General features: G+C 66.8%; 13 protein-coding genes and 1 CRISPR repeat array (1 of these 14 running past the window's edge). Of the genes, 10 read left to right on the top strand and 3 right to left on the bottom strand.

Translation table 11 applies throughout. The features are described 5' to 3' along the window. Positions 1-92 precede the first annotated feature (92 nt). From HG421_RS16410 to hglS, 6 genes are all read left to right on the top strand, one after another. Positions 93-461: an EF-hand domain-containing protein gene (locus HG421_RS16410; protein WP_169707294.1), complete on the top strand. Its 369-nt coding sequence runs from the start codon at positions 93-95 to the stop codon at positions 459-461. Between the two features lie 194 nt (positions 462-655). Further along, entirely contained in the window at positions 656-1,093 is a 438-nt protein-coding gene (locus HG421_RS16405; RefSeq protein ID WP_169707293.1) for an EF-hand domain-containing protein, read from the top strand. A gap of 26 nt (positions 1,094-1,119) precedes the next feature. Continuing rightward, positions 1,120-1,878, top strand: a complete 759-nt coding sequence (locus HG421_RS16400) for an HAD family hydrolase (RefSeq protein WP_169707292.1) — start codon at positions 1,120-1,122, stop codon at positions 1,876-1,878. A 250-nt stretch (positions 1,879-2,128) separates the two neighbouring features. Further along, positions 2,129-2,713 (top strand): hypothetical protein, encoded by a 585-nt coding sequence (locus tag HG421_RS16395; protein ID WP_169707291.1) that lies wholly within the window; start codon positions 2,129-2,131, stop codon positions 2,711-2,713. Between the two features lie 48 nt (positions 2,714-2,761). Then, positions 2,762-3,361 carry a hypothetical protein gene (locus HG421_RS16390; protein WP_169707290.1) on the top strand — a complete coding sequence of 200 codons (600 nt, stop codon included), beginning with the start codon at positions 2,762-2,764 and terminating at the stop codon, positions 3,359-3,361. 146 nt (positions 3,362-3,507) lie between these two features. Continuing rightward, on the top strand, positions 3,508-4,875 hold the full coding sequence (gene hglS / locus HG421_RS16385; RefSeq protein WP_169707289.1) for a 2-oxoadipate dioxygenase/decarboxylase HglS: 1,368 nt from the start codon (positions 3,508-3,510) through the stop codon (positions 4,873-4,875). Between the two features lie 369 nt (positions 4,876-5,244). Here the strand turns inward: hglS and HG421_RS16380 are convergent, their stop codons facing one another. The 3 genes from HG421_RS16380 to HG421_RS16370 form a co-directional block, all read right to left on the bottom strand. Further along, complete coding sequence (locus tag HG421_RS16380) at positions 5,245-8,385, bottom strand: efflux RND transporter permease subunit (protein WP_169707288.1); 3,141 nt, start codon at positions 8,383-8,385, stop codon at positions 5,245-5,247. A gap of 184 nt (positions 8,386-8,569) precedes the next feature. After that, positions 8,570-11,803: an efflux RND transporter permease subunit gene (locus HG421_RS16375; RefSeq protein WP_169707287.1), complete on the bottom strand. Its 3,234-nt coding sequence runs from the start codon at positions 11,801-11,803 to the stop codon at positions 8,570-8,572. A 94-nt stretch (positions 11,804-11,897) separates the two neighbouring features. After that, positions 11,898-13,136 (bottom strand): efflux RND transporter periplasmic adaptor subunit, encoded by a 1,239-nt coding sequence (locus tag HG421_RS16370; protein WP_169707286.1) that lies wholly within the window; start codon positions 13,134-13,136, stop codon positions 11,898-11,900. 473 nt (positions 13,137-13,609) lie between these two features. On the opposite strand from HG421_RS16370, the gene HG421_RS16365 reads away from it, so the two are divergent. The 4 genes from HG421_RS16365 to HG421_RS16350 all read left to right on the top strand — a co-directional run bounded on the left by HG421_RS16365 (position 13,610) and on the right by HG421_RS16350 (position 16,945). Beyond that, entirely contained in the window at positions 13,610-14,917 is a 1,308-nt protein-coding gene (locus HG421_RS16365; RefSeq protein ID WP_169707285.1) for a M20 family metallopeptidase, read from the top strand. A 164-nt stretch (positions 14,918-15,081) separates the two neighbouring features. Further along, on the top strand, positions 15,082-15,897 hold the full coding sequence (queF, locus tag HG421_RS16360; RefSeq protein ID WP_169707284.1) for an NADPH-dependent 7-cyano-7-deazaguanine reductase QueF: 816 nt from the start codon (positions 15,082-15,084) through the stop codon (positions 15,895-15,897). A 98-nt stretch (positions 15,898-15,995) separates the two neighbouring features. Further along, complete coding sequence (locus HG421_RS16355; RefSeq protein ID WP_169707283.1) at positions 15,996-16,289, top strand: LysM peptidoglycan-binding domain-containing protein; 294 nt, start codon at positions 15,996-15,998, stop codon at positions 16,287-16,289. Positions 16,290-16,384: 95 nt separating this feature from the next. Next, a complete protein-coding gene (locus tag HG421_RS16350; RefSeq protein ID WP_169707282.1) occupies positions 16,385-16,945 on the top strand; it encodes a hypothetical protein in 561 nt (186 codons plus the stop codon). Between the two features lie 408 nt (positions 16,946-17,353). Continuing rightward, positions 17,354-18,981: a CRISPR direct-repeat array (repeat unit 31 nt; unit sequence GTTTCAATCCACGCGCCCGTGAGGGCGCGAC) (it continues 1,804 nt past the right edge of the window).

Below are 18,981 nucleotides of genomic sequence, written 5' to 3'. Positions count from 1 at the left end.
AAATTGCGGCGGGTTGGGCATTCATTTGCAGTGGGTAGGGTGGTGCCATGTGCGGCGACACCGCGCATTCCCAAGCACACGGAGACCACCCAATGAACAATCGCAACCGCACTTCGCTGATCGCCGCCACCGCCGCTCTGGCTGCCGCCCTGGCGCTGCCGGCCATGGCGCAGAGTACCTCCCAGGATGCCGCGGCGCAGTCTGCAGCGCAGACCGGCAGTTCGGCCAATAGCGCGCAGGCCAGCGGACCCAGTTCCGGCGGCGGCCAGACCTGGGCCAGCGTGGACACCGACAGCGACGGCGCGATCAGCAAGCAGGAAGCGCAGGTCAATGCCGGATTGGCGCAGATCTTCGACCAGGCCGACGGCGACACCGACGGCAAGCTGACCCCCGACGAATACAAGGCCTTCGTGGCCAAGCAGCAGGGTGGCGGCAGCGCAACGGGTTCGCAGGGCAACTGAGCCCAGCGTCGATCGGTAGTCGCATCGTCAGCACGACGACAGTGCTGCACGCGACTTGGATGCCATCGGTGGCACGACAGCGCGATACATCGCGTAGCTCAGGATGGATGCACGGGAGCGGCCTGCCAGGGCCGCTCCCGTTTTCTTTACGCCTGCCGCGCTACGGTGGGGCACTCCACCTCCGGCCTGTGTCCATGTCGCTATGCATTCCCGTGTTCGCCGCTCTGTGGATTGCGTCGATCGCCTGCGCTGCGCCGCCGGAGTTGCCGCCGGCCACGCAGCCGTCCGCACCAGCGGCGCCGCCCGGCGCCGTCAACCCGGCGATGTCGCCCTTGCCGGTGGAGCCACCGCCTCCGGCGACCACGCCGCTGTTGCCCGTCGAACCGGCTGGCCCCTCGCGTGCCAAGGGCGGCGCCGAGGCTGCGGTGGCGCCGACGGCGGGCACCCTGGCACCGCGCAGCTTTCGCACGCTGGACACCGACGCCGACAGCTCGCTGACCCCGGCCGAGGCCAATGCGGACCCGATCCTGCGCGAGAACTTCGCCAGTTTCGATGCCAACGGCGATGGACGGCTGTCGCGCGACGAGTTCGCCAGCTATCAGCCCGGGCCAGGCGACGCGGCAGGCGACTGAGTGTGGTGCGCTGCTAGACTTGTGCGATGACCTCTCTTGCACAGCGCGACGGCCAGGCGATCCAACTGGTCGGCTTCGACGGCGACGACACCCTCTGGAAAAGCGAGGACTACTACCGCCAGGCCGAAGCGGATTTCGAAGCGATCCTGGCACGCTATCTCGACCTGGGCGATAGCCGCATGCAGCAGCACCTGCTGGCGGTGGAGCGGCGCAATCTCAAGGTGTTCGGCTATGGCGCCAAGGGCATGACGCTGTCGATGATCGAGACGGCGATCGAACTGACCGACACGCGCATCGGCGCGCGCGATATCCAGCGCATCGTCGAGATCGGCCGCGCCACCTTGCAGCACCCGGTCGAGGTGATTGCAGGCGTGCGTGAGGCGGTCAGCGCCATCGCTGCCGACTACGAGGTGGTGCTGATCACCAAGGGCGACCTGTTCCACCAGGAGCAGAAGATCGAACAGTCCGGCCTGTCGGACCTGTTTGCGCGCGTCGAAGTGGTGTCCGAGAAGGATCCCAAGACCTATGCGCGCGTGCTCGCTGAATTCGACCTGCCGGCGCAGCGCTTCGTCATGATCGGCAACTCGCTGCGCTCGGACGTGGAGCCGGTGCTGGCGATCGGTGGCTGGGGCATCTACACGCCCTACGCGGTGACCTGGGCGCATGAGCAGGAACACGGCGTGGCCGCCGACGAGCCGCGCATGCGCGAAGTGCCTGACGCCGCAAGCTGGCCGGCCGCCGTGCAGGCGCTGGATGCACTGGCCGGGCAGCACGCGCTAAGCTAGATCCCGCGGCCGGCGTGTGCCGGCTGGCGGACGCGACCGGCGTTGCCAGCCAGGGCGGTCAGGCGCATCAGGTGGTAGCCAGTATCTGCCGCCGGTACGCCCTCACGGCGTTGCAGCGCGGCCTGTTGCGGGCATGGCGGAACGCCGGAGTGCGCATGAGGTGAGTCGACAGGTGGGCGCCTGTTGGGGGTGCCCGTTAACAGGACGTTCCGGCCGAACGCGCATGCGCGGCCGATCTAGGAGGAGTGCCATGAACATGTTGTCCGTCATTCGTCGCGCGGGGTTGCCCGTGGTACTGGGATTGCTGGTTGGCGCGGCGCCGCTGGCAGCGGCCGAACTGGAAGAGGAAATCGTCAACCCGAGCGAGGTGATCTTTCGCAATGGGCAGCCCTACTACGACGATGCCGGCGATCAGGTTCGCCTGCGCACGCGGCAGGTAGGCGGAGAAACCGTGTATTTCCGCATGGTGCGCTTCGACCGGGAGCAGGGCTATGTGGATGCGCAGGGCCAGAGCATCGCGGTGCTGCAGTCGCGGCCCGCTGCAGGCGATCGCGGCGGTGCAGTCGGCTTCGATCGCTCCTTCGACGATCGCTACGGCCGCCATGGCGGTGGCTACACCGGCTATGGCTATGGTCCGCGCCTGTCACTGGGCGCATCGCGCAACCGGCCCTACGGGCAGATCTACTACGGCAACGGCCTGTACGGGCCGGACCCGTACAGCAGCCCGCACAACCGCGATGCGCGCCAACGCTATGTCGGCCCCGGCTACGTCGGTGCCTGCGACCTGAGCGGCTGCCGCGAAGTGCATACCTTTGGCCTCTACGATCTGCGCTGAGACGCACATCGCCTGACACCGGCGCGGGCATGCGGCATCATCGGCTGCATGTCTGTTCCGTGCCCCTCCCGATTGCGCTTGCTGCCCGTGCTGATGGCCTTGCTGGTCCCGGTGCTGGCGGCCGCCCAGAACGCGCCGGCATCCGCCGCTGCGGCCGGCACGCAGGACAGCGCGCCGGCGGCGATGCCCGGTACCGGCGATGCGTGGGTGGACCAGCATCTGGCCGACATGGGCAGCTACGCGCAGCGCTATCCGGACAGCTTCATCGACGAGGTGGCGCGCTATACCGATACCCCGCGCGGCTACGTGCGTGCGCTGCTGCAGGTGCATGGCTGGCACGCCGGCGATATCTATTTCGCCTGTTTCTGGGCGCAGACCGTGCAGCTGTCGTGCCGCGAGAGCGTGCGCGCCTACAGCCGCGATCACCATGACGGTTGGGAGGGCGTGGTCACGCGGCTGTCGGTGACGCCGGACAATGCGCACATGCACGCGCTGCGGCACGCGATCGTCGCCAGCTACGACCGCTGGGAGCGCCCGATCACCCTGGACGCGCTGCTGCGTCGCCAACTCGGCGACCACGCGCAGCGGCTGGAAGCCGCGCGCGATGCCAGCGAGGCGGCCGAGGCGGCGGTGCAGGCAGGGCTGTAGCACCGCAGAGTGTGCAGCGTGCGCGCGCCGGCTGTCTGCGCGCCAACACGCAGCGCCGATGCTGCCGTGCAGCTGGTCGCCGCAGGGCGCGGTCGGCGAGAATGCAGGTCACGCCGGCACCAGCCGGCTCCTGCCAAGACCCGTCCATGCGCGATCCCGTGTTTGTCTCTCCCGATCACATCCGCAGCCTGTTCGCGCAGGCGATGTCGGACATGTACCGCGCCGAGGTGCCGTTGTACGGCAACCTGATGGCGCTGGTGGCGCAGGTCAATGCGCAGGCGCTGCAGGCCGATCCGGCGCTGGCGCAGCGGCTGCAGCGCAACGACGAGCGCGCGCGGCTGGATCTGGAGCGGCATGGCGCGATCCGGGTCGGCACCGCGGACGAACTGGCGACCTTGCGGCGGTTGTTTGCGGTGATGGGCATGCATCCGGTGGGCTATTACGACCTGTCGGTGGCCGGCGTGCCGGTGCACTCCACGGCATTCCGGCCGATCGACGAGGCTGCGCTGGCGGCCAATCCGTTCCGCGTGTTCACCTCGCTGCTGCGGCTGGAGCTGATCGAAGATGCCGCGCTGCGCCAACAGGCTGCGCAGATCCTGCAGCAGCGGCAGATCTTCACCGCCGGCGCATTGCAGTTGATCGAGCAGTGCGAACGCGCAGGCGGGCTGGATGTGGCCCAGGCGCAGCAGTTCGTGGCCGAGGCGCTGGAAACCTTCCGCTGGCACGGCGATGCGACGGTGTCGTTGCCGACCTACCGCGCATTGAGCGATGCGCACAAGTTGATCGCCGATGTGGTGAGTTTCCACGGCCCGCACATCAACCACCTGACCCCGCGTACGCTGGATATCGATGCGGCGCAGGCGCAGATGCAGCAGGCCGGCATCGATGCCAAGGCGGTGATCGAAGGGCCGCCGCGGCGGCGGGTGCCGATCCTGCTGCGCCAGACCAGTTTCAAGGCACTGGAAGAACCGGTGCGGTTCGTCGGCGATGGCGGGCAGCCGGAGCACGGCACGCATACCGCGCGCTTTGGCGAGATCGAACAGCGCGGGCTTGCGCTGACCCCCAAGGGCCGCGCGCTGTACGACGCGTTGCTGGCGCAGGCACGCGATGCCGACGGCGCCGGCAGCACGGGGACCGATTACGCCACGCGCCTGCAGACTGCCTTCGTGGCCTTCCCCGATGACGAGGCATTGCTGCGTCAGGAAGGCCTGGGCTATTTCCGCTATGCGCTCACCGAGGCCGGCCGCGCCGATCCGGCGCAGGTGGCTGCCATGCCGGCCGAAACCGCCATCGCGCTCGGCCTGGTCAGTGCCGACCCGATCGTCTACGAAGATTTTTTGCCGGTCAGCGCGGCCGGCATCTTCCAGTCGAATCTCGGTGGCGCAGAACAACGTGCTTACGCCGCGCAGTCGAGCCAGCGCAGCTTCGAGCAGGCGCTGGGTGCGCAGGTGCATGACGAATTCGCGCTGTATGCGCAGCTGGAGCGCGACTCCCTGCAGGGCTTGCTGACGTAACGCGCACCGTCGCAGCGCAGTCGCCACCCGGTTCAGCCGGGTGCGCCGCTGCTTCTGCCACCGGATCCGGGCGCAGGTCGGCGGCGCTGCGGGGAGTGTCGGACGGACATGCATCTCACCCATCGCAGCCGACCTCCGGGCGCAGCCACCTGCAGTCGTCGCGATCGCTTCAATGGCCAGGGACAACCGCCGTGATCTGACGGCGACCGGCTACGTCGGACGTGGGGCCTGCACCACGCGTGCGCTCGCTTGCCGATGATGCATCGCGGGGGGCTGGTCATCAAAACGGCACGCGCGTGCGGCCTGCACGGAGTGAGGCACACCGAAGGCCGCACCGGCCAGGCTGTGCGACTGGGCCGTTGCCGCGGCTCAGTGCGCCTGCGCCGCCGGACGCCGCGCTGCAGCACGTTCGGCCCGCTGCGCACGCTTGCGGGCGCGACGCGCCTTCCAGCGTTCGCTCAGGCACGAGAAGATCACATACAGCGCCGGGGTGCTGAGCAGGGTCAGGCTCTGCGAGAACACCAGGCCGCCGATCATGGCGATGCCCAGCGGGCGACGCAGTTCCGAGCCTTCGCCCAGGCCTACCGCCAGCGGCACCGCTGCCAGGATCGCCACCATGGTGGTCATCATGATCGGGCGGAAGCGCACGATCGAGGCCTCGCGTGCGGCCGCGCGCGCATCCATGCCGTGCACGCGCTGCGCCACCAGCGCGAAGTCGATCATCATGATGGCGTTCTTCTTGACGATGCCGATCAGCAGCACCAGCGCGATCATCGAGATCACCGACAGCTCGGTATTGGTGATGAACAACGCCAGCAGCGCGCCGACACCGGCGGCTGGCAAGGTGGACAGGATGGTCACCGGGTGGATCAGGCTCTCGTAGAGCATGCCCAGCACGATATAGACGGTGAGCACCGCCGCCAGCAACAGGATGCCCATCGAGTTGGGGCTGAGCTGCACGTTGAAGCTGTCGTCGCCGCTGAGGCGGATGCCGTCTGGCATGCGCAAGCCGTCCACGGTGGACTTGATGATCAGGTCCGCCTCGCCCGTGCTCACGCCCGGGGCGAGGTTGTAGCTCAGGTCCATCGTGGTGTACTGGTTCTCGTGGATGATCTGCGGCGGCGCCAGGCCGGGGGCCTGGGTGGCCACTGCGGTGATCGGCACCATCTGGCCGGCCCGGTTGGGCACGAAGATCTGGTCCAGTGCCTTGGGGGTGGCGGTCTGCGACGGCAGCGCATTGACCACCACGCTGTACTGGTTGAGGTCGGAATAGATGGTGGAGATGGAGCGCTGACCGAACGCGCCATACAGCGCGCCGTCGATCGCGCCGACCGAGATGCCCAGGCGTGCGGCCTTGGCACGGTCGATCACGATGTTCTGGCGCAGGCCGGCGGTATCCACATCGGTGCCCACATCACGCAGGCGCGGATTCTTCTTCAGCGCGGCCTGCAGCTTGGGCAGCCATTCCTGCAGCTGCGCCAGGTCGTTGCCCTGCAGCGACACGCGGTACTGCGCGCCCTGGCTGGTGCCGCCACCGCCATCGCTGGGCAGGTCCTGGATGGCGCGCAGGCGCAGGTCCAGATCCGGGTAGCGGTCGGCCTTGGCGCTCAGGCGTGCGACCACCTGCGCGGTGGTATCGCGGCGGCCCTCACTGCGTTTTTTCAGCTCGATATTGAACGAGGCGCTCGACCCCTGGCGGCCGGAGCCCAACCGCGCACCCACGGTCTTCACCGCCGGGTCGGCCATCAGCATGTCGGTGATGCGGCGCTGGCGGCTGACCATGTCGGCGAACGACACCGTGGCGCTGGAGTTGGCGCGGCCCCAGATCAGGCCGGTGTCCTGTGGCGGGAACGAGCCCTTCTTGACCGCACCGCCCAGGAAGATGGTGGCGGCGATCAGCATCAGCGGCGTCAGCGACAGCAGCAGCGCGTGACGCAGCGAAAAATCCAGCGCTACCGTGTACACGCGCAGCATGCGCTCGTGCATCCGGTCCAGCCAGGCACCGAAGCGGCCGGGTTTTTCCGGCTCGGTATGCGCAGACAGGAAGCGGCTGCATAGCGCCGGGGTCAAGGTCAGCGACACCAGCATCGATACCACGATCGCCGCTACCAGGGTCACGGTGAACTCGCGGAAGAACGCGCCGATCATGCCGCTGGCAAACAGCATCGGAATGAACACTGCCACCAGCGAGGCAGTGATCGAGACGATGGTGAAGCCGATCTCGCGCGCACCGGTCAGTGCGGCCTCCAGGCGCGGCATGCCTTCGTCCAGGTGCCGCATGACGTTTTCGATCACCACGATCGCGTCGTCGACCACGAACCCGATCGCAATGACCAACGCCAGCAGGCTGAGGTTGTTCAAGGTGAAGCCCAGCACGTACATCACCAGCGCCGAGCCGGCCAGCGACAGCGGCACGGTGACGGCGGCAATGAGCGTGGGCGCCAGCCGGCGCAAGAACAGCGCCATGGTCAGCACCACCATCGCCAGGCTGATCATCAGCGTGGCCTGCACCTCGTGCAGCGAGGCGCGGATGGTGGGCGTGCGGTCGAAGTAGGGCGTGAGCGTGGTGCCGGGCTGCAGATAGCTGCGCAGTTCGGGAATCTGCGCCTTCACCTGGTCGACGGTTTCCACGATGTTGGCGCCGGCGCGGGTGAAGGCATACATCACCACCGCCGGTTTGCCGTTGAACCAGGCAGCTTGATAGGCGTCCTGCTGGCCGTCGTAGACGGTGGCCACATCGCCCAGCCGCACGATGCGCCCGTTGGACTGGGTGGAGATCGCCAGTTGCGCGAAATCGGCGGCCTTGGCCACCGAGTCGTTGGCGATGATGGCCATGGTGGTGTTGCCGTCGGACAGGAAGCCGGTCGGCGAGGTGACGTTGGCCGCGCGCACTGCATTGCGCAGATCGTCCGGGGTCAGGCCCAGCGCGTTGAGCGCGCGCAGGTCCACGTCCACGCGCACTGCCGGCGTGGAGGCACCGGCGATGTCCACCGAGCTGATGCCGGTGATCTGGCGCAGCCGCTGCGCCAGCAGCGAGTCGGCCACGTTGTACAACTCGTCGGCCGATTGGGTGTCCGAGGTCAACGCGATGGCGATGACCGGGTCGTCGTTCGGATTGGCCTTCTGGTACATCGGCGTGCCCAGGCCCGAGGGCAGGTCCGACTGCGATGCATTGATGGCGGTCTGCACGTCCTGTGCGGCCGAATCGATGTCGCGGTTGCTCTGGAACACCATGAACACCATGCTGCTGCTCTCCGAACTGGACGAGCGCATGCGGTCGATCCCGGGCAACTGGCCCAGGTGGCGTTCCAGCGGTGCGGTGACGGTGGAGGCCATGGTGCTGGCATCGGCACCGGACTGCGTGGCGTGCACGAAGATCACCGGGATCTGGATGTTCGGCAACGCCGCCACGCCCAGCCGCAGGTAGCACATCACTCCGATCACGAACAAACCGATCGCCAGCAGCGAGGTGCCGATCGGGCGCTTGATGAAGGGCGCGGAGATGTTCATCGGGGAAATTCCGGGACCGGGGACCGGGGACCGGGGACCCGGGAAAGCGGGAGCGGCTGCCATGGCGAACGGAACGCGCGCCACATGTCAGGGCCGATCGCTGCGCCGCAGGCATTGCGTGCGCTCCTGGCTTCACCCCGGGTCCCCGGTCCCCGGTCCCGGGTCCCGACAGCGGCGCACAGATTCATACCCGCCCCTCCAGGTGCCGATGCGCCGCCGCCGCACGCTGCGCGCGCCAGGCGCGCAGGCGCTCGCCGGCGCGTTCCATGTACAGGTAGATCACCGGGGTGGTGTACAGCGTGACCAGCTGCGACAGCAGCAGGCCACCCACGATCGCGATGCCGAGCGGGCGCCGCAATTCCGAGCCGATGCCGGTGCCCAATGCCAGCGGCAGCGCGCCCAGCATGGCGGCGGCGGTGGTCATCATGATCGGGCGGAAGCGCAGCAGGCAGGCGCGGCGGATCGCATCGTGCGCATTGGCGCCTTCGCGGCGGGCGTCGATGGCGAAGTCGATCATCATGATCGCGTTCTTCTTGACGATGCCGATCAGCAGCACGATGCCGACGATGCCGTCCACCGACAGGCTCAGCCCGCATAGCATCAGCGCCAGCAACGCGCCAACGCCGGCCGGCGGCAGTGTGGAGATGATCGTCAGCGGGTGGATGTAGCTTTCGTACAGCACGCCCAGCACGATGTAGATCACCACGATCGAGGCCAGCAGCAACCACACGATATCGGTCTGGCTGCCGGTGAATTCGGCGGCCTTGCCGACGAATTGCGCATGCACCTGGGTCGGCATCTTGAGATCTTCGCGCGCTTTTTCGATCGCCGCCACCGCCTGCGACAACGAGTGCCCCGGCGCCAGGTTGAACGAGATGGTCACCGCCGGCAGCTGCTGCTGGTGGCTCACCACCAGTGGCGTGTTGGTGACCTTGGCCTCGGCTAGCGAGGCCAGCGGAATGATGCTGCCGGCGCCGACCACGATGCCGGTGTTCTGCGCGCCCACGCCGGTGGCGGTGGACGAGTTGGACGAGGTCACCTGGCCAAAGCTGGTGGCATTGGTGCCGGTCAGCGCGCCGCTGCCGTTGCTGGCCACCGCCAGCTGATTCATCAGCGCGGTGCTGCTGCGGAATTCCGGCGCCACTTCCAGCACCACCCGATACTGATTGAGCTCGGTGAAGATGGTGGAGATCTGGCGCTGGCCGAAGGCGTCGTACAGCGTGTCGTCGATGGTCTGCATCGGCACGCCCAGCATGCTGGCCTTGTCGCGGTCGATGCTCAGTTCCAGCGCACGTCCCTGGTTGGCCAGGTTGTTGTCCACATCGGCCAGCTCGGGCAGCTTGCGCATCGCCTCGGTCATGCGCCCGGCCCAGGTGGCCAGCTCGGTGCTGTCCACATCCGAGATCGAATACTGGTATTCGGTGGCGGCCACGCGGGTATCCAGGGTGACGTCCTGCACCGGCTTGAGGAACAGCGCCACGCCCGGGATGCCGGCCACTGCGTTTTGCAGGCGCGGCAGCACCTGGTCCAGACCATCGCGGTCGCCGCGCGTCTTCAGCACGATCGACAGCTGGCCCTGGTTGATGGTCGGATTCATGGTGCCGGCACCGATGAAGGCGGCCACGCCGGTCACTGCGGGGTCTTTCCGCAGCGCTGCGGCCACCGCCTGGGTGCGCTGCTCCATCTGCGGGAAGGCCACGTTCTGGTCGGCCTGTACCACGCCGGTGATCAGGCCGGTGTCCTGTTCGGGCAGCAGGCCCTTGGGGATCGCCACATACAGCAGCACCGTCAACGCCACCGCACCGATGGCCACCGCCAGGGTCAGCGGTTGGTGGGCAAGCACCCAGTCCAGGCTGCGCTCGTACGCGCCCACGGTCCGCGTCCACAGGTTGGTCTTGCCGGCGGCCGCTGCGCGCTCGTGCGCGTCCTCGCCTTCGGGCAAGGCATCGGGCTTGAGCAGGTAGGCGCACATCATCGGTGTCAGCGTCAGCGACACCAGCATCGAGATCACCACCGCAATCGACAGCACCCACGCAAACTCGTGGAATAGCCGCCCGGTGACGCCCGGCATCAGCAGCAGCGGCAGGAACACCGCCACCAGCGACACGGTCAGCGACAGCACGGTGAAGCCGATCTGCTTGGCGCCGATCTCGGCCGCTTCCGGCCCACTCTTGCCCTGTTCGATGTAGCGCACGATGTTTTCGATCATCACGATCGCATCGTCGACCACGAATCCGGTCGCCACCACCAGCGCCATCAAGGAGAGGTTATCCAGCGACATGCCCGCGAACGCCATCACCCCGAAGGTGCCGGCCAGCGACAACGGCACCGCCACCGAAGGAATGATCGTGGCCCACAGCCGGCGCAGGAACACGAAGATCACCGCCACGACCAGGCCGATGGTCAGCACCAGGGTGAACTTCACCTCGTGCACCGAGGCGCGGATGGTTTCGGTGCGGTCGGAGAACACCTCCAGATGCACGTCGGCCGGCAGCACCGCCTGCAGCTGCGGCAGGATGCTGCGGATCTGCTCCACCGTCTGCACGATGTTGGCGCCGGGCTGGCGGCGGATTTCCAGCAGCACCGCCGGCTTGCCGTCGGCCCAGGCGGCGAGCTGGTCGTTTTCCACCCCGTCGACCACCTTGGCGACATCGGCCAGCCGCACCGGGCGGCCGTTGGCGAAGCTGATGATGGTCTCGCGGTATTGCGCCGCATCGGTGAGCTGGTCGTTGGTGCCGATGCTGTAGGACTGGGTCTTGCCGTTGAGCGACCCCTTGGGCGCGCTGACGTTGGTCTGGGTCAACGCGCTGCGCAGCGATTCCATGGTCAGGCCCATGTTCGACAGCTGCGCCGGGTTGACCTGGATGCGCACCGCGGGGCGCACGTTGCCGGCGATCGACACCAGGCCCACGCCCGGCACCTGCGACAGGCGCTGGGCCAGGATCGCATCGGCGTAGCGGTTGACCTCGCGCAGCGGCAGCGAATCGGAGGTGAGCTTGAGGGTGAGGATGGCCGCATCGGCCGGATTGACCCGGTTGTAGACCGGCTGGTACGGCAGCGACGAGGGCAGGGTGGCCTGGCGGATGGCCGCCTGCACGTCCTGCGAGGCGATATCGATATCGCGGTCCATCGAGAACTGCAGGATGATCGTGGACAGGCCCGCCGACGAGTCGGAGGTCATCATCTGCAAGCCGGAGATCTGCCCGAACTGGCGCTCCAGCGGCGTGGTCACCAGCGAGGCCATGGTGGTCGCGTTGGCGCCAGGGTACTGGGTGGTCACGACCAGGCTGGGCGCATCGATTTCCGGCAGCGCCGACACCGGCAATTGCCGGTAACCCAGGATGCCCAGCAGCAGGACGCCCGCCATCAACAGCGAGGTGGCGATGGGGCGGCGGATGAAGATGGTCGAAAAGCCCACGGGGGGAATCCTTGCTGAAGACGTCAATCGGTGCCGGCGCGCTGGGCGCCGACGCGCACTGGCAACGGGTTACTCCGTCGCCAGTGGTCAGGCATTAGCGCGGGCCGCCGCCGCGACGGCCACCGCCGCCGCCCTTCTGCTTGTCTTGCGCCGCCTTGAGTTCGGCTTCGGTGGGCTCGGGCGGGGTCTCGCCCGGCTTGAGTGCGCTGACCTTGCTGCCCGGCTTGAGCCGGAACTGGCCTTCGGTAACCACGCGCTCGCCCGGCTTGAGGCCCTTGGTCACCTGCACGTGGCTGTCGTCCACTTCCACGCCCTGCACCACGGTGCGCATCTGTGCGGTGTTGTCGTTGCCCACCACGTAGACGTAATCGCCGTCCGGGCCGCGCTGCACGGCCTGGGTCGGCACCACGGTGCCGCCGGCGATGGTGCGCAGTTGCAACCGCACGTTGACGAACTGCCCCGGCCACAAGGCGTTGTCGGTATTGTCGAAGATCGCACGTGCGCCGAAGGTGCCGCTGTCGGCGGCGATCCGGTTGTCGATGACATCCAGCTTGCCGTCGCCGCTGATCACGTGCGCATCGCCGCGGTCCAGCGCGGCCACGCCCAGCGGCGCTGCTGCCTGGCCGCTGCGCACCGCCTGCAGCTCGCGTTCGGGCAGGTTGAAGGACACGTAGATCGGGCGGATCTGGGTCAGGGTCACGATGGTGGAGGTGGTGCTGACGATATTGCCCACGTCCACACCGCGGATGCCGGCAATGCCGTCGATCGGCGCGGTCACCCGGGTGAACTGCAGTTGCACCTGCGCCGAGCGCATCTGCGCATCGTTGGCGGCCACCGCGGCCTCGTACTGCGCCACCTGGTTGCGCTGGGTATCCAGATCGGTGCGCGAGACGTACTGCTTGTAGGCCGGGTCGTTGGAGCGCTGGTAGTTCACCCGCGCCGTCGCCAGCAGCGCCTGGTTCTGGCGCTTTGCGGCCAGCGCCTGGTCGTAGCTGGCCTGCAGCGTGCGCGGGTCGATCTGCGCCAGCAGCTCGCCCTTCTTCACTTCCTGGCCTTCCTCGAAGTTCAGGCTCATCAACTGGCCGCCGACCTGCGGGCTGACCGTCACCGTGTTGAGCGCGGTCACCGTGCCCAGCGCGCTGGCATACACCGGCACATCCTGGGTGGTGGCGGCCACGACCGTGACCGGCACCGGGCCTCTGTGTTCGGTGCCGTTGCGGTCCGGCGCGCCGGCCCGCTTGCCCTGGCTGCCCCCACCCATCATCCGCATTGCGACGAACACCACGACGAGCACCGCTACGACCAGCAGTGTGATCTTCCAAAAACGCGACATGCGACAACTCCTGAGGACGGGCCGGGCGCTGGGGGGCGACCGTGGGGCGGCTGTGCGAAGCATATCGTTGCGACCAGGCAATTGAGCGTTACTGAAGTAACGGCTCCCCGGGCGAAACGACCGCACCGTTCACGGATGCGTGCAGCGGCAACGCCTCAGCGGCGGGACGGTTGACTGCCGGGCTGAATCGGGCCCCACCGCCGTCGCAGTGGATGCTGCGGACAAGCCCGCCGACGCCAGCCATGCATCATGACCGCTGCTCCCCCGGCCAGCCGTCGCGTTCGGAGGGAAGGCGGTGCCTGCGCCAGCCACTGCAGCGACACCGCCCATCCAGCCAGGCGGCTGGCGGCTGTTTCCATGCCGCCGCTGCCTCGACGCACTCACGTCCGCGCTGCACGAAGACACCGCGATGGACGCGATCTGATCGCGCAGGTGGACTACAGTGCAGATAGTTCATTATCAGAGGATCGTTGATGCGCCACTCCTGCCTGCTGTCCAGCGCGCTGTTGCTCGCCCTGCCCCTGCTTGCCGCCGCGCAGACCGCGCCGCGCCCCGAGGTCGCCGCGGTCGCCACCACGCTGCAGCCCAAGGTGGTGCAATGGCGCCGCGACTTCCACCAGCATCCGGAGCTGTCCAACCGCGAGGAGCGCACCGCCGCCACGGTGGCCGCGCAGCTGCGCAAGCTCGGCCTCACGCCGCGCACCGGGATCGCCCATCACGGCGTGGTGGCCATCATCAAGGGTGGCAAGCCCGGTCCGAAGATCGCCCTGCGCGCCGACATGGACGCGCTGCCGGTGACCGAGCAGACCGGCTTGCCATTCGCCTCCAAGGCCAGGGCCGAGTACCGCGGCGAGCAGGTCGGGGTGATGCATGCCTGCGGCCACGACGCCCACACCGCCATCCTGCTCGGCGTGGCCGACGCGCTGGTGGGCATGCGCGAGCAGCTGCCGGGCGAGGTGATGCTGATCTTCCAACCCTCCGAAGAGGGCGCGCCGGGCAACGAGGAAGGCGGCGCCTCGCTGATGTTGAAGGAAGGCCTGTTCGCCGACTTCACCCCGCAGGCGGTGTTCGGCCTGCATGTGTTCTCCAGCGTGCAGGCCGGCAAGATCGCGGTGCGCAGCGGCCCGCTGATGGCCGCGTCGGATCGCTTCGCGATCAAGATGATCGGCCGCCAGACCCATGGCTCGGCGCCGTGGAACGGCATCGACCCGATCGCGGCCAGCGCCGACATGATCTCCACTGCGCAGACGGTGATCAGCCGCCGCGCCAACCTGTCCAAGCAGCCGGCGGTGCTGAGCTTCGGCGCGATCAAGGGCGGCATCCGCTACAACATCATCCCCGACGATGTGGACATGGTCGGCACCATCCGCACCTTCGACGAAGGCATGCGCCAGCAGATCTTTGCCGACCTGAAGAACGTGGCCGAGCACACCGCTGCCGCGCATGGTGCCAAGGTGGATGCGAAGGTGCCCGACCAGGACGGCAACCCGGCCACGGTCAACGACCCGGCCCTGACGGCCAGGATGCTGCCCAGCCTGCAGGCGGTGGTGGGGGCGGACAACGTCTACGAGCCGCCGTTGCAGATGGGCGCCGAAGACTTCTCGTTCTACGCCCAGCAGGTGCCGTCGATGTTCTTCTTCGTCGGCTCCACCGCCAAGGGCATCGACCCGGCCGCCGCGCCCAGCAATCACTCGCCACAGTTCCTGCTGGACGAGTCCTCGCTGGATGTCGGCTTGCGTGCGTTGTTGCAGGTATCGCTGGATTATCTGCAGCGGGGGTGAATCGGGAATCGGGAGTCGGGAATCGGGATTGGGGATTCGCTGCGGCTGGGCGGATCTCCTCTTCAATGGCAGGTGGGCAGGTCTGACGTTCCGATAAAACCTTCTTCCGTGTGGGCGCATCGCTAGACACCTCACGGCCAGCCCGGTCGGCCTAGAATGGCCGGATGAATACCCCAGAAGATTCCACCCTCGGTCGTGAGGTCGCCTATCCCAGTGGCTACGACCCGTCGCTGCTGTTTCCGATTCCGCGTGCGGCCGGGCGCGAGGCGATCGGGCTGACCGGTGCGCTGCCCTTCATCGGGCGTGACCGCTGGCATGCCTACGAGCTGAGCTGGCTCGATGCGCAGGGCAAACCCTGCGTGGCCACCGCCACCTTGCATGTGCCCTGCGACTCGCCTGCGTTGATCGAATCCAAGTCGCTCAAGCTGTATCTGAATTCGCTCAACGCCACCCGCTTCAATAGCGCCGAAGCCGTGCGCACACGCATCGCCACCGACCTGTCCACGCGGGCCGGCGCCGATGTGGTGGTGGAATTCGGTCTGCCGCCGATCGATGCGGTGGGCGAGGGCGAGTCCATAGACGCGCTGGATGTCAGCATCGACGATTACGGCCCGCCCAACGCCGCGTATCTGCATGCACTCGCCCAGCCGGCGGTGGAAGAAGTGCTGACCTCGGCACTGCTCAAATCCAACTGCCCGGTCACCGGCCAGCCGGATTGGGCCAGCGTGAGCGTGCGTTATCGCGGTGCGCCCATCGACCGCGAAGGCCTGCTGCGGTATCTGGTGAGTTTCCGCGACCATGCCGAATTCCACGAGCAGTGCGTGGAGCGCATCTTCAACGACGTCATGCAGCGATGTGCGCCCGAATGGCTGGTGGTCGAGGCGCGCTACACCCGCCGTGGCGGGCTGGACATCAACCCGCTGCGCAGCTCGCCCGGCGTGCCCGCGCCGCTGTCGATCTTCCGCGATCTGCGCCAGTAATCGGCAGTCGCATGATCGCGCCGGCTTCACGATGGCGCGATCCATGCTTAACAGCGCCCCGCGCACCCTGCCTGCACCATCTGCACAGGGCTGCAGCAATGAGTGCCGACAAGAAAGCCGATTTCTCCAACGTCACTTCCTCGGTCGACAGCACCGCCGATGTGGCGCCCGCTGCGGATTTTTCCAACGTGCGCTCCAGCGTGCAAAGCACGGCGCAGCTGGTGGGCGAAACCGTCACCGTACAGGCAGGCGATAGCCTGTCCAGGATTGCCAAGCGTCATCTGGGCGACGGCGCGCTGTGGCCGCGCATCTTCGAAGCCAACCGCGACACCCTGCAGGATCCGGACAAGATTTTTCCGGGCCAGGTGCTGCACTTGCCGCCAAAGGCCTAGGCACCCTTCACCGTCGCTACGTGCATCGACACCGTAGGGCGATGCACGGCATCTCACTCAATCGTTTGATCCATTGGACATCCGGAGATCGATCCATGCGTACCAAAGCCGTTTCCAGCACCCTGGTTCTCGCCTTGGCCGGCGTCCTGGCCGTGTCGGGTTGCCGCAAGGAAGCCAACGACGATTCCAATGTCGCCAAGGACCCGACCTCCGGCGCGGCAACCGACGCCATGCCAGGCCCGGCGGCCACACCGCCGGCCAGCGATCAGGCCGCGCAAGGCACCGCCACTGGCGCTGCCAGCACCGACAATGCGGCAATGGCTGGCGCCGGCGTCACGGTGTCCAGCGTTGCGGTTGGCACGGTTGCCGCTGCGGACAAGACGGTGACGCCGTCCGCCAGCGTCGGCAGCAAGGACACCATCATCGTGTCGGTCAAGACCGAGGGCAGTGCGAGCAATGTGCCGGTTTCGGCCAAGCTCACCTATCAGGATGGGCAGGTGGCCGGCGAGCAGAGCGCCACGCTGACCACCACGGGCGCAGAGACCACCAACATCAGCTTCAGCAAGCCAGATGGCTGGCCGGCTGGCACCTACACTGCGCAGGTCATGGTCGACGGCAAGCCTGCAGGTACGCCGCAAAGCATCATCGTCAAATAGAGGTATCCAGGATTGCATGCGTCGCAACCAGGCGTGCCATCTCTATCCGCGCGCCCACACTGGCACAACTAGCCAAATTCATGCGCATCACTTCTCTTGGCTGAGAATCAACTCGCGTGCCTGAGGATACGATCGTATCGGGAAAACTTAACAGGCTGCTGAAACACTAATTTCGGCCTGCCGACTTGCATAGATGAGTAGCTTCTCCGCCAATTCTGAGGGTCCGACGAACATTGGTAGCCTCAGATTTCACGCAGGAGTTCCGTGTTGGGTTATCTCGTGCATTCGCCAAGGTCCATCCAGAGTATTTCAGCAGCCTACTAAGGCAGCATGTTCATGTTGGTTCAACCACGCGCCCCTGAGGGCAGGACCGCAGTAGCCTTCGCCATTTGTGTCCCGATGAATGCTGTGTCAATCCACGAACCCATGAGGGCGTGACCTCTCTTTGCAAGATGGGCAGGGTGAGAATTGCCAGTTTCAATCCACGCGCCCGTAAGGGCGCGACCGGTCACCGATCGCCAGGACTGGCAGATTTCTGCGTTGTAGTGTTTCAATCCACGCGCCGATGAGGGCGCGACGGTCCCGGCATACCAAATTTAAGTTGTCAGAGCGTGTTTCAATCCACGCGCCCGTGAGAGCGCGACGCGCCGGCGAAGACCGAAGTCGACCCGTCGACCGGGTTTCAATCCACGCGCCCGTGAGGGCGCGACGAACGAGATGCAGCAGATCCGCAGCTGTGCGCGGGTTTCAATCCACGCGCCCGTGAGGGCGCGACTCGGCCGGGTAAACCGGGGTAAAGTCGAAATCCCAGTTTCAATCCACGCGCCCGTGGGCGCGACTGGCTTGACGCTTCGCGCCGACACCCTGAGCTATCGTTTCAATCCACGCGCCCGTGAGGGCGCGACAGGCCAACGAAGTTCGTTACTTGTGGTTGCGGCGCGTTTCAATCCACGCGCCCGTGAGGGCGCGACACAGGTGCTTCAGCGACAGCTGGACATTCAACGGGTTTCAATCCACGCGCCCGTGAGGGCGCGACACCGGCGGGTGGTCGTTGGTCATCGGCCGGTGCGCGTTTCAATCCACGCGCCCGTGAGGGCGCGACGGCGGCGAGGGTGCGCCCATGTCATAGCTTTACAAGTTTCAATCCACGCGCCCGTGAGGGCGCGACAGGCATGGCCCGCAGGTTCGTGCGGACTTCGGCGTTTCAATCCACGCGCCCGTGAGGGCGCGACCGGCGGAATTCACACACTGCAACTGCATGGCGCGGTTCAATCCACGCGCCCGTGAGGGCGCGACGATAAACTCGCTTCGAACCGAAATCACCTGCGGCCTGTTTCAATCCACGCGCCCGTGAGGGCGCGACCGGCCGTTCGGATGCTGTTCGGTTCGGCCGAAATGTTTCAATCCACGCGCCCGTGAGGGCGCGACCACCGACAAGGCGGTCAACTTCTTCAAGCGCATGTTTCAATCCACGCGCCCGTGAGGGCGCGACGCAATGGTTGTGCACACCGCGAGCTGATCGAAGGTTTCAATCCACGCGCCCGTGAGGGCGCGACGCATCGCGAAGGTTTGGGCCATGCCCACCTGCAGCGTTTCAATCCACGCGCCCGTGAGGGCGCGACTGCGCTTTGATCGCATCGCCAAGCACCTGGGCATTGCGGTTTCAATCCACGCGCCCGTGAGGGCGCGACTTAAGCTCGAAGGTCTCCGACAGACATACGCTCACGTTTCAATCCACGCGCCCGTGAGGGCGCGACGTGCATCAACAGGCTGGCGGTCATTTCGAACATGTTTCAATCCACGCGCTCGTGAGGGCGCGACCTGCGGCCGGGCTGCAGCCCGGCACACCGGAGTACCAGTTTCAATCCACGCGCCCGTGAGGGCGCGACGGTCCTTGGCCTTCTGCGCGATCGCGCCGTACTCGTTTCAATCCACGCGCCCGTGAGGGCGCGACGCATTTACACATTGCGTCAGGAGGGCCACGAACAAGTTTCAATCCACGCGCCCGTGAGGGCGCGACAGGTGGGGAAATGATC

This window comes from Xanthomonas campestris pv. badrii (assembly GCF_012848175.1).
Lineage (GTDB): Bacteria > Pseudomonadota > Gammaproteobacteria > Xanthomonadales > Xanthomonadaceae > Xanthomonas > Xanthomonas campestris_C.
This window is presented reverse-complemented; position numbering and strand designations above follow the sequence as displayed.